General features: G+C 58.1%; 17 protein-coding genes. 2 read left to right on the top strand and 15 right to left on the bottom strand.

All coding sequences use genetic code 11. The features are described 5' to 3' along the window. Positions 1-8 precede the first annotated feature (8 nt). The 14 genes from SJY32_RS14665 to SJY32_RS14730 form a co-directional block, all read right to left on the bottom strand. Positions 9-860: a tetratricopeptide repeat protein gene (locus SJY32_RS14665; protein WP_376876962.1), complete on the bottom strand. Its 852-nt coding sequence runs from the start codon at positions 858-860 to the stop codon at positions 9-11. A 27-nt stretch (positions 861-887) separates the two neighbouring features. Then, positions 888-1,415, bottom strand: coding sequence for a tetratricopeptide repeat protein (locus SJY32_RS14670; protein WP_376876965.1), 528 nt, complete (start codon positions 1,413-1,415; stop codon positions 888-890). A gap of 51 nt (positions 1,416-1,466) precedes the next feature. After that, entirely contained in the window at positions 1,467-2,462 is a 996-nt protein-coding gene (locus SJY32_RS14675) for a type II secretion system F family protein (protein WP_376876968.1), read from the bottom strand. A gap of 5 nt (positions 2,463-2,467) precedes the next feature. Then, positions 2,468-3,436, bottom strand: coding sequence for a type II secretion system F family protein (locus tag SJY32_RS14680; RefSeq protein WP_376876971.1), 969 nt, complete (start codon positions 3,434-3,436; stop codon positions 2,468-2,470). Between the two features lie 3 nt (positions 3,437-3,439). Beyond that, positions 3,440-4,882: a CpaF family protein gene (locus SJY32_RS14685; RefSeq protein WP_376876974.1), complete on the bottom strand. Its 1,443-nt coding sequence runs from the start codon at positions 4,880-4,882 to the stop codon at positions 3,440-3,442. Between the two features lie 10 nt (positions 4,883-4,892). Beyond that, positions 4,893-6,143, bottom strand: coding sequence for a CpaE family protein (locus SJY32_RS14690; RefSeq protein WP_376876977.1), 1,251 nt, complete (start codon positions 6,141-6,143; stop codon positions 4,893-4,895). A 256-nt stretch (positions 6,144-6,399) separates the two neighbouring features. Beyond that, positions 6,400-7,065 carry an OmpA family protein gene (locus tag SJY32_RS14695; RefSeq protein WP_376876980.1) on the bottom strand — a complete coding sequence of 222 codons (666 nt, stop codon included), beginning with the start codon at positions 7,063-7,065 and terminating at the stop codon, positions 6,400-6,402. Between the two features lie 4 nt (positions 7,066-7,069). Next, positions 7,070-8,464, bottom strand: a complete 1,395-nt coding sequence (locus tag SJY32_RS14700; protein WP_376876983.1) for a type II and III secretion system protein family protein — start codon at positions 8,462-8,464, stop codon at positions 7,070-7,072. Between the two features lie 267 nt (positions 8,465-8,731). After that, entirely contained in the window at positions 8,732-9,604 is an 873-nt protein-coding gene (gene cpaB / locus SJY32_RS14705; RefSeq protein ID WP_376876986.1) for a Flp pilus assembly protein CpaB, read from the bottom strand. Positions 9,605-9,845: 241 nt separating this feature from the next. Then, positions 9,846-10,040 carry a Flp family type IVb pilin gene (locus SJY32_RS14710; protein ID WP_376876989.1) on the bottom strand — a complete coding sequence of 65 codons (195 nt, stop codon included), beginning with the start codon at positions 10,038-10,040 and terminating at the stop codon, positions 9,846-9,848. Positions 10,041-10,331: 291 nt separating this feature from the next. After that, complete coding sequence (locus SJY32_RS14715; RefSeq protein ID WP_376876992.1) at positions 10,332-10,526, bottom strand: hypothetical protein; 195 nt, start codon at positions 10,524-10,526, stop codon at positions 10,332-10,334. A 277-nt stretch (positions 10,527-10,803) separates the two neighbouring features. Further along, positions 10,804-10,998, bottom strand: a complete 195-nt coding sequence (locus SJY32_RS14720; protein WP_376876995.1) for a hypothetical protein — start codon at positions 10,996-10,998, stop codon at positions 10,804-10,806. 295 nt (positions 10,999-11,293) lie between these two features. Then, positions 11,294-11,488, bottom strand: coding sequence for a hypothetical protein (locus SJY32_RS14725; RefSeq protein WP_376874518.1), 195 nt, complete (start codon positions 11,486-11,488; stop codon positions 11,294-11,296). A gap of 180 nt (positions 11,489-11,668) precedes the next feature. Next, the gene (locus SJY32_RS14730) at positions 11,669-11,833 is read right to left on the bottom strand and encodes a hypothetical protein (RefSeq protein ID WP_376876998.1); all 165 of its coding nucleotides are present in this window, start codon (positions 11,831-11,833) and stop codon (positions 11,669-11,671) included. A 53-nt stretch (positions 11,834-11,886) separates the two neighbouring features. Between SJY32_RS14730 and SJY32_RS14735 the strand changes: the two genes are divergently transcribed. Together SJY32_RS14735 and SJY32_RS14740 are read left to right on the top strand one after the other, a co-directional pair. After that, entirely contained in the window at positions 11,887-12,723 is an 837-nt protein-coding gene (locus tag SJY32_RS14735; RefSeq protein ID WP_376877001.1) for a lytic transglycosylase domain-containing protein, read from the top strand. Between the two features lie 3 nt (positions 12,724-12,726). Then, complete coding sequence (locus SJY32_RS14740; protein WP_376877004.1) at positions 12,727-14,133, top strand: UbiA family prenyltransferase; 1,407 nt, start codon at positions 12,727-12,729, stop codon at positions 14,131-14,133. A 19-nt stretch (positions 14,134-14,152) separates the two neighbouring features. Here the strand turns inward: SJY32_RS14740 and SJY32_RS14745 are convergent, their stop codons facing one another. Further along, positions 14,153-15,451: an FAD-dependent oxidoreductase gene (locus SJY32_RS14745; RefSeq protein ID WP_376877007.1), complete on the bottom strand. Its 1,299-nt coding sequence runs from the start codon at positions 15,449-15,451 to the stop codon at positions 14,153-14,155.

Genomic DNA, 15,451 nt, shown 5'->3' on the forward strand with positions numbered 1-15,451 from the left:
AGATCCCCTTATTTTGCATCCAGCGCAGCCAAGGCTCGGCTCGCTTCTTCGAAGTGTAGGGGATGTGTGTCGACAGCATCTTGTAGCAAACCTTTGCCGATCGTGACATCGCCTTGCTTGATGGCAGCGAGCGCGGCCGTGTAGAGCAACATCGCGCGCTCGGTCTGCGTCATCGCCATCACCGGCATGTCGTACTTGCGTTGGTTTGCGCGCGCGAGCACAAGATTGTTCTTCGATGTGAACAGGCTTGGGTCGTAGCGCAGCGCCTCACCAAACAATTTTTCCGCGCCGTTGGCATCGCCGCGGGTCAGTTTGGAAAAGCCCCAATTGTTATAAACGCCGGCGGGTGACGTGGTCAGCCCTGCCGCAGTCTCATAGAAACTATCGGCTTTTTGCCAGTTCTTTTTGCTATCCGCGACCATCGCCTCGAGGCGGTAGCGCATATAACTTTCATGGGTCGGCGGGATGCGGTTCAACGTGACCTCTGCGCCGGCCCAATCATTCGCGCGGATTTGGGCATCCGCCAATTCAACCAGATCCTCGGGCCCGCTTTCGGGACGCAAGGAGATTGCCGTCCAGACTTTCGCCGCGTCCGCAGGTTTCTTCGCGCGCACAAGCGACTTCGCGAGGCCGCGTTGGAGGTCTATCCGGTCGGGGTTCTCGGAGCTGGATCGTTGGAAATAGGAAACCGCTTCGTCAGGGTCGCCCATCGTCAGCATCACATCGGAAAGATTGGTTTCGTCAATCGCGTTTACCGATTTCAGGGCTCTTGCAGCTTCTGCATCGGACACGCCATTTTGGCAGGCAGACAATACCATTGCGCCGCCCAAGAGGGTCGCGATCAAAGTCGGGTGGCGCATATTTTGCGTCCTTTTTTGCTCATTGCCTCAAAGCTTGGTGAGGAGCAGGTATTCACCAGTCCCACGCCGCACCAGCGAAAAGTTCTCACTCTCCGGCTCAGAATACCCTGGATCGGCCGATTTTGCGAGAGCGCGGCGCAGATTCTCACGGATCGCGTCTGATTGGCCACTGTCCAAGGCGTAGGCCGTCTCGAACACGCGGGCAGCTTCGGATGTTTTGTTGCGCTCCATCAGAACAACACCGAGGTTGTTCCACGCAGGCGGGAAGCTTTGATCGGCCTCGACGGCTCGGCGCAGGATTTGCTCGGCCTGGCCAAGGCGCCCAAGCGCAAGATTTGCCGATCCGATGGCGGAGAGGGTGTCAACCGTGGCGCCGTATCGGGCGGCAGATCGATAATAGGACTTGAGGGCAAGCTCATACTCGCCAGCTTCCATCAGGCGGTGGCCAACAACCAGACCGTCAACCGCCTCACCGCCGCTGGCGCCTGGGGCATAGGGGCTTTCCGACGACGCCGAAAGCCCGCCACCCGAACAGGCAGCGAGCAAAGAGAGCATTAGAGATACAGCGATACACTTGGCATGCGCTGCGAAGCCTCGATACATATGTTAGCCAGCGCCCATGTTTTGGAACGTTTGCAGCATATCGTAAACCGACGGGCCGACAAGGATGATTAGCAAAGGCGGCACGGTGAACATCATAGTGCCCAATGTCATCTTCGTCGGGATCTTGTTCGCGGCCTCCTCGGCACGCATCACGCGTTTGTCGCGCATCTCTGCGGAGTAGACGCGCAGGGATTCCGCGATGGATGTCCCGAAGGTCTGCGATTGGATCATCACGGTGACGAAGGACATGACGTCCTGCACGCCGGAACGCTCGCCAAAAGCGCGCAGCACCGAGATTTTTTCTTTGCCGGCCTTCATCTCTTGCGCGATCTGCTCAAGCTCGCCCGCCATCACAGGATATCCGCGCTCCAGTTCTTTCGAGACGCGGATGATCCCTTGGTCAAGCGACTGACCGGCCTCGACGCACACAAGCAGCATATCGAGCGTGTCAGGGAACGCGTTCTGGATTTCTTCGGTTCGTGTTTCCACACGGTTGTTCAGCCAGTATTTCGGCAGGTAATACCCGGCAGACGCAGGGAGCAGAACGCTCATGGCCATGCTCGCAGTTGTCATTTCGGCCTCGGCGGATGTGATCATCGTATAGACAACGCCGGCCATCAAAGACCCGATGCCCGCGATGAACTGGATCGCGTGGAACGTGCGGACGGCGTTTTTTCCGCGATAGCCCGCGCGCGTCATCAACAGGCGCGAGGCACTCATCTCTTCTTCGGTCTGAGGCTCGAGGAAGCCCGCAAATTTATCCAGTTTGTCCGTGCCCTGCGCATGGCGTAGCTTGGAAGGGGCGTTGGACGACGCTGCGCGCCATTGCTGCGCCGCATCCGAATTGCGCAGCTTGTCGAGCGGATCAGCGCGCTTGCGCAGTAACAGGGGCACAGCCCCCAGAACCATCAAAAGCGCGAGTGCCCCAACCCCGAAGACCGGCCCAAGAGGACCAAAGTTCGCGATCAGCATATCCTTGAGGGGTGCGAAAGCTTCCATGGTCGTTACACCTTAATATTGGTCATGATTTTCATGAACATCATATTCGCGAACAGAAATACGAAGACGACGAGGGCGGCTGGGATGAAATATTCTGTATCCTTCACCGTGTCGTAAAATGTAGGCTTCGTGAGCTGGATCACGGCGAGGACGCCGAGCGGGAAGCCGGAGAGAAACATCCCCGACCATTTCGCCTCGGCGGTGATGGCCTTCACGCGGCGGAACAGGCGGAACCGCGAGCGGATCACTTTGGCGAGCCCTTCCAGGATCTCTGCGAGGTTACCCCCCGAAGTTTGCTGGATCGATACGGCCACCGCGAGGAAGCGTAAATCCTGCATATCGAGGCGTTCTGCCATATCTCGCAAGGATTCCGCGACGTTGCGCCCGTAGGCCGCCTCATCGGCGATCATACCGAACTCCGACCCCATCGGATCGGGGACTTCTTTCGCCACGATCTGGATCGCGGACGAGAACGGATGGCCGACACGCAAACTGCGGACCATGAGCTCGACCGCCTCGGGCAATTGCTCTTGCGCGAGCTCGATGCGCTTTTTCGCCTTGCCGTTCACCCAGAAGAATACTGCGCCGACACCCATCAGAACCGATACCGCCAAGCGGACGGCAGGGCTGGCGGAGGTCCCAATTGCGAGCCCGACAAAGGCAACGAAGGAGAGCAAGGCCATCACGCCGATCAGCGCCATAGGGGAGAACGCAATATTGGCTTTTTGCGCCTTCGCCGCGAGCACGGAATAGAGCGGTATGCCTTTGGAATTAAGATGCTGCGAGGCTTCTTTGCGAAGCTGTTCCAAAACCTTTTCGCGCGCGCCGCCCTTTTCGAGGAGTTCCAACCGTCGGTTGACCTTCGAGTTGAGCGAAATCGACTTGCCGAAAATGAGCAAGTAGATCCCTTCGACGAGCAAAAGCACGGCGACGAAGATAAGTCCGTAGATGATCGGGGTGGGCGAGATAATCATGGGTTAGCCTTGCACGGGTTCGTAGATCGAGGCGGGAAGATCGAAGCCCCATTGCTTGAAACGGTCCGAATAATGCGAGCGCACGCCCGTAGCGGTGAAGCGGCCGATGATTTTGCCGTTTGGCTCAAGGCCGAGTCGCTCGTAGCGGAAAATCTCTTGCATCGAGATAACGTCACCCTCCATCCCCGTAATTTCGGTAATCGAGGTCATGCGGCGCGAACCGTCTTGCAGGCGCGATGCCTGCACGATCAGATTGACCGCCGATGCGATTTGACTGCGCACAGCTTTGATCGGCATATCGATGCCAGCCATTGCGACCATGTTTTCAAGCCGTGAGATCCCGTCGCGCGCCGAGTTCGCGTGGATGGTTGTCATCGAACCATCGTGGCCAGTGTTCATTGCCTGAAGCATATCGATAACCTCCTCACCGCGGGTTTCCCCCACGATGATCCGGTCAGGGCGCATCCGCAGTGCGTTGCGCAGACAGTCCCGCTGGGTGACGGCGCCCTTGCCCTCGACGTTCGGCGGGCGGCTTTCCATCCGGCCAACGTGCAACTGTTGCAGCTGAAGTTCGGCGGTATCCTCGATCGTTAGGATGCGTTCGTCATTCGCGATGAACGAGGAGAGGGCGTTGAGCGTCGTCGTTTTCCCCGAACCCGTTCCGCCCGAAACGATGACGTTGAGGCGGGTCGAGCAGGCGGCTTGGAGATAGGCGGCCATCTCCTCGGTGAACGCGCCAAAGCGCACGAGGTCGTCAATCGCGAGCTTGTCTTTCTTGAATTTCCGAATCGATACGAGCGATCCGTCGACGGCAACCGGGGGCACCATCGCGTTGAAGCGCGATCCGTCTTGAAGGCGCGCATCGACGTAAGGGTTGCTTTCATCGACGCGACGGCCCACGGCGGAGACGATTTTATCGATGATCCGCAACAGATGCTTTTCGTCTTTGAATGTGGTGTCCGTCAGCGTCAGCTTCCCGCCGCGTTCGACGAAAACCTGCTGCGGGCCGTTCACCAGAATATCGGAAACGGTGTCGTCTTTCAAAAGCGGCTCAAGCGGTCCCAGCCCCATGACCTCGTCGTAGAGCTCGTCCGCCATGGCCAAACGGTCGGCGGTATTCAGGACGATCGACATATCGGCCAAGGCCTCAGTCGTGATCGCGGAGATTTCCGCGCGAAGTTCTTTCTCCGTCGCGTGTTCAAGCGCGGAGAGGTTGAGATCGTCGAGCAGGCGGCGGTGAAGCTCAACCTTGATTTCCTGCAGCTTTTCTTTGCGCTTGCGGTCTTTGTCGGCTGTCACCGGAGCGGCAGCGGCCTCCGTCACGGCGCGGCGCAGCTTCGTGACGTTATCGGCCTTTGGCTCGGGCGCCGGGGTCGGTTTCGGTTGTGCAACGGCTTCGCTCGTTTTAACCGGAGCACCCTGTGGTTTTTTGTAACGCGAGAACATTAACGTCTCCTCAGGCGTGCTCAGCGGCGGCGGCGGCAATATTTGCCGCGTGCAGCGAGCTGGCGAGTTTCAAAATCTCTTTGCGCAGTGGTAGCTTGGCCGCGGTTTCGGCAAGCGGTTGACCGTGGTCATTGGCCTGCGTGACTTGCTTCCCGCCATCCGCTAGCTGGACTTCTATCGAGATATCAAGGCTCTCGGCCAAACGCTTCACGCGCGATTTGCCCGACAGATCGGTGAATTTCGGCGCCCGGTTCAACACGAAGCGCAGTTTCTCGACCGGCAGACCTTCGGCTTTCAGCGCCCGGATCATGCGCAACGTGTTTTGTGCGGAGCGCATATCGAGTTCGAGTGTCGTGAAATAGAGATCGGATTTGTTCATCACGGCCTCTGTCCACGAAACGAATGTCGAAGGCATATCGACAATCACATAGTCGAAATTGGCGCGCGCCATTTCCAGAAGACGGTTCACGTCCTCAGCCTCGATGATATCGAGAGGCAGCATCTCCGGCGGGGCGGTGAAGACCTGAAGCTTGTCGCCATAAGGCAAAAGCGCCTGTGCGAAGGTGTCAGGGTCCATATGCGCGGTGTCGGTCAGCAATTCGAACACAGCCTCACGACGCGGCAGATCGAGATAGGTCGAGACGGCCCCCATTTGGAGATCGAGATCGATCAAGCAAACTTTGATCGGCTTTTTCTTATCGAGAATTGCAAGCTCCCACGCGAGGTTCACCGCGAGGGTCGAAGCGCCCGTGCCACCGGCCAAGGAATGAACGGCAATCACACTGCCTTCTTTGCCGCCCGTTGCCTTGAAGGTCGTAGGCGCGTCGTTGCTCGTCTGAGCGACGGGCTCCGGAGGGAGGCGCAGTTGTTCGATTGTCTCGTGCAGCGCGCCCTCAGGGAGCGGGTAGGGCACAAAATCATTTGCGCCGTGACGCAGCAACTGGTGCAGGGCGATGGGGCTGAGTTCTTCCGCGATGAGGATCACGTGGATGTCTTTATCGCGCGCCTGTTTGATCAGGGCGGAGATCCGTGCGAGATCGTCCTCGTCATCGCTATCCACCGCAATTGCAACAAATTCGAGTGAGTCGCTATCGGGTTGGGCGAGAAAAATCGCGGCGTCGTCGAAGGTCAGATCCCCCCAGCTTTCGCCGAGTTCGGTTTCCATATCTTCGATCAGGAGATCGAAATTCGCGACATCGCGCGAAATCGTGCACGCCACGATCGCTGCCGGTTCTGGTTTCAGTGCTACTGCAACACTCATTGCCTAACGTCCTTTTCCACGATGACCGCCGACAACGCCCTTTTATGATCAAGGCGTCTCGCGCCTCAGGTGCACTGTCGAGGGTCGGATGGCGCGACTCAGATGTCGGTCCATACCTGCCGATGCCCAATCTCGCGCTCAACCATGGCGCAAATGGGGCTAAAAAAACGTAATTGTGCGGAATTTTGGGACTGTCATAGAAAACGACGACCTTTGTTGCCAAAGATCGCCGTCATTAAATGTTCAAATTGACGGATTAGCCGCCTGTCGTTTCGCCCGAAGTGCCGGAGAGGGTCGATGCGGGTGCGCCCGACGTAATATATTCGCGGAAGATTACACTCGCGTATTCTCCGTTCAGCACCATCGGGTGAGACTCCACAAAGCCGGACACCTCCGTCACGGTGCGGCGATTCCGAACTTCCGGGCCTTGCGTATAGACGAGCGGTTGGGTCTTGCCGTAGCTGACCACCGCCTCCAAGCGAGAGCGCGAAATCCCGCGTGTCGAGAGATAGGCGACAACTGCCTGCGCACGCTTCAAGCCTAGCGTTTTGTTATAGGCGTTCGATCCGACAAGATCGGTATGCCCGTAAACACGGAATCGGATCTCGGGGAACTGCCGGATCCAATTTGCTTGCATATCCAATGCGGACATCGACGCCGCATCAAGCGTCGAGGAGTTGAACGCGAAGTTCACTGTGTTCGGCACTTCGCGCGCGAAACGTTCAGTCAAGGAAACTGCGAGATCAATTTGGCCGGTTTGCGCCAAGGTGTTGTTCATCGTCGCGTTGCCGAAACTGCCCTGATCAAGGAAGCTGCCGACGGGGGCGTTGAATTCCGACGTGTTGGATGACGCACAGGCTGAGATCATTGTCAGTGCGCTCAAAACAGTAAGGGTGCGGGGGAGGGAGGTAAAAATAGCCATTAACTCACTCCATCACGTAGCCGTAAGAGCCACTGAAATCTTGCTTCGCAACTTCAGCGGCGGCCCCTTCCGTGCGTCCGTACAGGAACAGCTCCTTCTCGGACGGAAGCTTCACGCGGTCCGTTGGCAAGGCGAGCGCCTCCCCGCGAGTTGGTGTCACAAGATGCGGCGTCACAATAATCACCAGTTCGGATTGGTCGCGTGCGTAATCGGCCGAACGGAACAACGCCCCCAAAACAGGGATGTCGCCCAGCCACGGAATTTGTGAGCTATAGTCGCTGAAGTCATCTTGGAGGAGGCCCGCAATCGCGAAGCTCTCGCCGTCGCGCATCTCGACGGTCGTTTCCGTCATACGCGTTTTGAAGCCGTTGACCGCAAACCCGTCCGCCGTGACCGAAACCGAGGTATCGATGCCCGAAACGGTTGCCTTGATCTCGAGGTTGATTTGATCGTTGTCCACAACACGCGGGATAAACGCCATTTCAACACCGAATGGCTTGTATTCAATCGTCACATTGCCGTCGGACGATACCGGAATCGGATATTCGCCGCCCGCGAGGAACTTCGCCTCTTGGCCTGACAATGCGGTGAGGTTCGGTTCAGCAAGTGTGCGAACGACCCCTTTGGTTTCGAGCGCTTCTAGCAGAACGGCGAATTCCAAGCTTCCTGCGGTGAAGCCTGCTGCCAGCGATCCTGATGTGCCCGACAACGGGATTGTCGCGGAAGAGCCAAAGGCCGCCTGCGATGCGCCGGTCGTGCTGAAGTTACCTGTCCCGCCGAGCAAGCCGGAGCTGCCGCTGGTGCCTTGCATTGCGATCGAGGACGAAAGATTTTTCGAGACGGACCGCTGCATCTCTGCAAAGCGAACCTTCAGCATGACCTGTTGCGTGCCGCCCACGCTCATCAGGTTCGATACGCGGTCGGGCGCATATCGGGCCGCAAGATCAAGCGCGCGATCCAGTTTGCCTGTCGACGACACGATTCCCGAAAGAACGATGCCGTCATTCGCGGTGCGCACTTCGATCTTCTCGCCTGGAAGAATCTGGCGCAGGCGTTCTTTGAATTCGGCGATGTCGGGTGTGACCTGAACTTCGACGTTCGTGATCAACTGCCCGTTGGGGCCAAGGATTGTCATCGTTGTCCGGCCGGGGAGTTTGCCCAAAACGTAAATCGAGCGATCCGAAAGCGTTGTAATATCCGCGATTCCGGGATTCGCGATCGACAGTTCCGCGAAGGGCTGATCAGATTCCACGACCACCGCGCGGTTCATCGGAACCTGAAGCGGGGCGGAAGATGAGCCGGACATGACGCGCAGCGTCTCGGCCACAGAAGGTGCAACTGTCGCGATAGAAATGGCTGTACCTAACAGGCAAGCCCTTAAAATTCCACTCGTTTTCATTGTGATCCTGCCTCTCCGATCACGCCACACTACGGATCTATAACGCCCGTTTGCGAGGTGTTTTTGCCTCATTTCTTTTAGAAGATGCGTTAATTCCCCTTTTATTGCAAGAATCAACCGACCCTCCGCACATCTTTCTCCCCGCCACACGCTTAAGGTGAGGACTTGAGCTTGCGCTCGCGTCAATGTCACGCACCCTCCGATCGTGAAGCGATTGGAGGGTGCGTGAAGCCTAGTATCCCATGGAGGTGCCTGACTGACCCGCGCTTATTCCGTGGCGCAGGGGATCGGCGTCTCGATCACATCCGCGCCTTTGCGGGTTTTGATGGTGCAGACGCGCTCCGCCTCGACGGCGACGACCTGCTTTTGCTTGATGCCCAAAAGCTGGTCGGTGTTGATTTCGATCTCTGCGACTGCATTGCTATTAATCGTTCCAACAAGCGCGAGGTTGAGCTGGCCGGTGGCGTTCGCCAAGGTCAGGGCGGCAACCTGTTCGGGCGACACCTCGACCGTCACTGTCCGCGCAATCATCGTCTCCTCCGACCGGTCCGCATCCGCGTTCTGGTTGATCGCGATCAGGCGCACGTTGGGCTGGATCAGCTTGGTTACCTGGCTGTTGCCCGATCGGCCGGACCAGTACACGTCGACATGATCGCCGGGCCGCAAAAAGCCAGACACGCCCGTGGTGGCCGTCACATCAATGGTGAAGGCGCGCATGTTGTCTGCGAGATTCGCCATGATCCCCGCGTCAACGCCCGGTTCGGTGATTTTTGTCTCGAGGAGAGGTTCAAGCGGCTCATAAGAGCGCAGCGCAGCGCGTGGACGGGTCTCGCCGTCAAAGAACACTGCACGCGGAGCATTCGGATCACCCTGCGGCCCTGTGATGGCGGCATAGGCACCTGCAGGCGCTTTGCCCGCTTGAACCTTGATGATTTCGACATCTTCCATCGTAAACCGCTCGCCGTAGGCAAGTGCGCGCTTAGCGACGGCGACATCCATCAGCTGGGGGGTATTCGCTTGCGCAGCGAGGAGCTGGTCGCGCTGAACCGACATCTCGGCCATGTAATCCTGCGCCATAAATACAGCGAAGCCCGCAAGGCCCACACCGAGCGCCAAAACGAGGGCGACAATCATCCGCATGTCAAATTCCTTTCACTCCGGCCCGCCTAATTGCTCGGGGGCGTCTCTACGCCTGTAATGCGAGGCTGCTAGGGGCTATTTAGAGATCAAAAATGGCGAGAGAAAGGCGAGGATGCATCGCCTCGGTGGCGGGGCCGCAATCGATATCGCGAAACGCAAGATCCGCCCAGGCAATTAAGCCGGGGCGGCGCGCAGATGATAGAATTAGGAACTGACGGAAGCCCAAGTCTCCGAGAGGACGTCAGAAGGCGGTCTTCACGGTCGCATCGGAAAGGTACTGCGTGATTTCGTTCGTCAGGTCGGCAACGCCACCGCGAATCATATTCAGCGCAGCGATGCCGAGCCCAACGGTCGCTGCGGTCAGAACAACCCAATCGACCGTCACTGCACCGTCCTCATCGTCTTTAAGGCGTTTTGCGAATTTAAAGAAAGTCATGTTCGTCTCCATAATCTTACGGCGCATCCGATATCTCACACGAATACAAAACTCGTTTACGGCAAGCGAGATGGTAAACGAAATCTGACCGCCTCGCGATGGCCTTCAATGACTTAGAATTTGGGCATCAGTAGGGCAGTCAGGCCCCTATTTTGGAAACACTCCATATCATAGCCCTGGCATTGTATTGCGCGCGGGAATGAATGCAGCGGACACCTTCCCCGCAATAAGCAAAAGGCCGCACAGATTGTGCGGCCTGATGGCGATGATCCCCAATGGAGATCGATCAAATTAGAAGGTCGATTTAATCGTGATGCTCGACAGGTGCGCATCGATCGAGGTCGAGGCTTTACCGGTGCCTTTGGTGACCATCGAGAGCGCTGCCGCGCCGAGGCCAACCACTGCTGCGGTCAGAACAACCCAGTCAACGGTCACAGCGCCTTCTTCTTCTGCATTGAATTTTTTAACGAGTTTGAACAGTTTCATGGGGTCTCTCCTACCGAGTGATTAATCGTAAGTGGTTTCTGGCTAGGCGTTTGCGCCTTGGCATGAGGTCGTTTTGGCTCCCAATCTGGGCGTGAATGGGGCGATCCGTAGGCCATTTTCGAGCAGCGTCATTTTCATTAGCCTATGGCGCGCAAAGAAAATCTCGGCCGGGTCATCGAGAAGATGGGCATTTAAAGAAATAGGCCGCGCATCGTGCGCGGCCTATTTCGTTGGGCGTTCAGAGGTCGTTGCGTCACGCTATCTGAGAGCGATACCCTTAGAAGGTCGTTTTCACCGAAACGCTCGACAGCGCGACGTTGATCTTCGTCGACGCGGCGCCCGTACCCTTCGTGACCATCGCGAGCGCTGCTGCGCCAAGGCCAACCACTGCTGCGGTCAGAACAACCCAGTCAACAGTCACGGCGCCTTCTTCTTCTGCATTGAATTTCTTAACGAGCTTGAAAAGTTTCATCTGATCTCTCCGACAGATTGGTTGACCGTATGTTTCTGGCTAAGCGTTTTCGCTTTTGCGTAACGCTTTGTTGACCTTGAAAATGGGCGGGAGTGGGGCGGACTGGGGGTATTTTGGTGCGTGCCGTTTTAAGTTTCGGCGCGGCATTTTGGGGGCAGGGTTGAGAAGCCCTGCCGCGAGGCGGGAGTGGGCCGTGCCGCGGTCCGGCGCCAAAACGCAAGAGGCCGCGCAGAAAGCGCGGCCTGGTGCCAGATCCCGTTCGGGTCTTAAGTCGTCGCGCGTGGCGACGCCGGTCTTAGAAGGTCGTTTTAACGGTAACGCTCGACAGGGCAGCGTCGATTTTCGTGGAGGCTGCGCCTGTGCCTTTGGTGACCATCGAGAGCGCTGCTGCGCCGAGGCCAACCACTGCTGCGGTCAGAACAACCCAGTCAACAGTCACAGCGCCTTCTTCTTCTGCGTTGAATTTTTTAACGAGTTTGAACAGTTTCATCGGGTCTCTCCTAGAGAAAATGTGAGCCGCTCTGGGCGGCCGATCAGGTTTGTGGCACCACGTTCCGGTGCCGGTAGATCGGCTGTCCGTCGCGGGATGAGGATGTTTTGACCTGTGATCATGGCGCGAATTGGGCACGGTCGCGGCGGTTTTGGACATCGGACGTTATTTTTGGTGAATTCATTTATCGTATTGAATTTTATCGATAAAAAATGATGGATCGCCGCTGCCTCGGGAGAAACTCTGATCTGGATTGCCGCAGTTTCCCCAGAAACGCACGCGTTGCGGCGCCTTTTTGTGGATTTTTCCGCAAGACTCGCGAATAAAGAGAGCAAGAGCGTCCATAAGGGCGCCAATCGAGCAGTTACGCGCAAGTGCGCAGAGTCAGGATAGCGCGGATGCGCAAACAGGCATTGAGTCTTCTTCTTTGCGCGGCCTTCTGGGCCGAGCGCGCTGTGGCCGAAACCGCGCCACAGCTCGGCCCTGTCGCGACGATCAAACGCATCGGGGTGCCAAAGGCGGGACAAAAGAAACTTTTGACGATCCAGATCGATCCAGAGGAGCAAGCGCGCGCTTTGGCCTCCTTGCCAGCATGGGTCGAAAAGTCGCCCGTCGCCGCGAGTGCGCCTACGGGGCCGCGCGCACCTGCGGCGTATGATTGGTATTGGAAGGCCGTATCCCCCGCCTTGGGAGATGTCTCGGGGCGCTTCACAACGGCGATTTCGGCGTTAGGTCAAGGCCCCGGCGGGAGCTCCGTCGCCGCGCCGCGGCTCGCGCATCTTCAGACGATTGCTCAATCCCACGGGCGCGAGATCCTCGCCGCGACAATCGGAACAAACGTATCGCCCGCGCTGGTTTTGGCCGTGATCGGAATCGAATCCGGCGGAAAGATCGATGCGGTCTCATCCGCAGGCGCGCAGGGCTTGATGCAGCTTATCCCGGCAACGGCCGAGCGCTTTGCCGTGAGCGATTCGAACGATCCCAAACAGAACATTAAAGGCGGCGTGGCCTATCTCGATTGGTTGATGAAAGAGTTCGATAACGATCCGCTGATGGTTCTTGCCGCCTATAACGCGGGGGAGGGTGCGGTCCGCAAGGCGGGCGGCGTTCCCGATTATGTCGAGACCCGCAATTATGTCCCGAAAGTTCTCGCCGCGTGGAATGTTGCGCGCGGATTATGTCTGTCTCCGCCGGAACTCGTTTCCGACGGCTGTGTGTTTGCGTTGAAAGGATAACTGATGTCGAAGCCCTTGGTTTTGGATGCTGATGGCACCTTTCTGCGCACGGATATGTTGCTGGAGGCCTTTTGGGGGGGGCTCGGGCGTGATCCGTTCGCGACACTCAAAGCCCTGCGCTACCTTGGGGATCGCGCGCGGCTGAAGGCGGAGCTGGCGCGGATTGCGCAAATTCGCGTTGATCTGTTGCCCGTCAATGAGGGGGTTGTGCGCCTCGCGCGTGCGGCGCAGGCCGAGGGGCGGGAGGTGATCCTTGCCTCCGCCTCCGATGAGATGCAGGTAAAGCCGCTTGCGGCCTTTCATGGTCTCTCGGATCGTGTGTTCGCGTCGGACGGGGTCACCAATCTGAAGTCCAAAGCGAAGGCGGATGCGCTGACGGGGGCGTTCGGTGACGCGGGCTTCGATTATGCGGGGAACTCGCAAGACGATCTCGCCGTGTGGGAACACGCGAATCATGCGATCGTCGTCGGTAAGGTCGACGGCGCGCCTGCGGACGCGATGCATCTCGCGAGCGGGTACCACTGGCGCGGCTTGTGGAAGGCGATTCGTCCGCATCAATGGGTGAAAAACGTTCTCTTGTTGCTGCCCATCATTGCCGCGCATGAGTTTAACCTCGCCCATCTTTGGCTGACGCTTTGCGGTATCGTGGCGTTTAGCGCGGCGGCTTCGTCGATCTATATCATTAATGATCTGCTCGATCTTGAGGCGGATCGGTTGCACCCCACCAAGTGCCGCCGTCCGTTTGCCGCAGGCACGGCCTCGATTACGTCCGGGATGGGTGCGTTTGTCGGCCTCGCGGCGATTGCGCTGGGGGTAGGTGCACTGCTTGGGGGCGCTTTCTTCGGTGTCGTCAGTCTCTATATGATCACCTCGCTCGCATATTCGTTAAAACTTAAACGGATGCGCTGGGTCGATGTCGCGACATTGGCCGCGCTGTATACGATTCGCGTCGTCGCGGGCGCAGCAGCGGGCGGGGTCGATACTTCCGTCTATATGCTGATCTTCATTTTCCCCGTCTTCGTCGCGCTGGGCTGCGTCAAGCGGTTGACCGAGCTCACGCTTGCTACCACTGACGATCGTTTGCCAGGGCGGGGATACGGGCGGCTGGATCGCGGCGATCTGCTAAATGTCGCGGGGCTCGGCGTGTTTGGCGCGCTCCTAATCTTTTTCCTCTACACGGTTTCCGATCAAGGACGCGAGCTTTACCCCGACACGTGGTTGATGTGGCTTGCGATGATCCCGATGGCGTTCTGGCTGATCCGGATGGTGGTCTTGGGATACATCGGAAAACAGGATTACGACCCAATCGTCTTCGCCCTGAAGGACAAACTCGGGTTGGGCGTTTTGATGATCACGCTTTCTTTAATGTTCTGGGCGGCGGGCCTCTGGGCGCAATGGTTCGGCGGATAATGCGCGGTTTGCGTTGCGCTTAAGCGCTTCGCAAACCGAGCCTGCGAACGAGATCCGTTTCATAAACCGCATCAGGGTCTGCTTTTTCGACCTCAGCCTGCCACGCCCCCAACTCCGCATACATCACACGGATTTTGGCGGCTTCGGCCAGCGCATCCTTCGCGAAATAAAGCCTTCCGCCCGCATCCACGGCGCGCATCTCTAACGAGCGGATCAGCTCGCGCGCCGCCGCGCGGTTGGGGAAGTCAATCGCGAGCGTATAGCCTTCCATCGGAAAACTTAGATAGCCCGCACGTCCTGTGCCCATGCGTTTGAGCACGGCAAGCGGCGAGGCGAGACCGGACGTCGCGATATCCAGCAGCATCCCGCGCAATGTTTCGGCCTGATCAAGGGGAACAACGCATTGAAACTGATGGAATCCGCGCTTGCCATACAGCCGGTTCCAGTCGTGGATTTTGTCGAGCGGGAAGAAAAAATCTGTCAGCGGTTTTACCAGCGTGCGTCCCCGCGCGGGGACGCGGTAAAAGTAGAGTGTGTTGAACGCCCGCACGATGGGGGCAGCCAAAGCCCAACGCGGCGCATCCATTGGCACTTTCATCGGCGTCTCACGCGGATTTGCTAAGCCTTTGGCGCTTTCGCCTTCCTCAACGATGCCGCGCCCCAGACCGGTGCCGGTCGCCGTAGCGTCGATCCAGCCGACGGTGTAACTTGCCGTGGATTGATCGAGCATGGAGAGATGCTCCGCCCAGTTTTCTGCGCGCCGTTCTGTCACTGTGACGATGTCACCGAGGGTGCGGATCAGTTGGAGCTTTGCCGAGATAATCACCCCTGTCTGCCCCAAGCCGCCGCAAGTTGCGCGGAACAAATCCGTCTCGGGCAAGGCAAGGCAGGTCTTGCCGTGCTGCGCGAGGGTGATCTCGAGGAGATGTTGGCCAAACGAACCCGCGTGATGGTGATTCTTGCCGTGGACATCTTGCGCGATGCATCCGCCGATGGTCGCAAACCCAGTGCCGGGCATCACCGCAGGCATCCATCCGCGCGGCGCAAGAAGTGTCGCAATGTCGCCAATCCGCGCGCCAGCTTCAACGTCAAGAATGCCCGTTGTCTCGTCAAAGCTGATAATCCGGTCCAGCTTTGTCATATCGATCATCCGGCCGCCGTCATTGAGCGCGGCATCTCCGTAAGATCGGCGCATCCCCATAGCCGGCGCATCCAAGCTGAGATTTTCTGCGCGCGTCCGGTCGGTCGGGCGGGTTATCTCGCCCTTTGCGGTAATCGCGCGGCCCCATCCGGCGTATTTGGTTGGCTTCCAAGGCAT

Source organism: Albirhodobacter sp. R86504 (genome assembly GCF_042466415.1).
Taxonomy (GTDB): domain Bacteria; phylum Pseudomonadota; class Alphaproteobacteria; order Rhodobacterales; family Rhodobacteraceae; genus Albirhodobacter.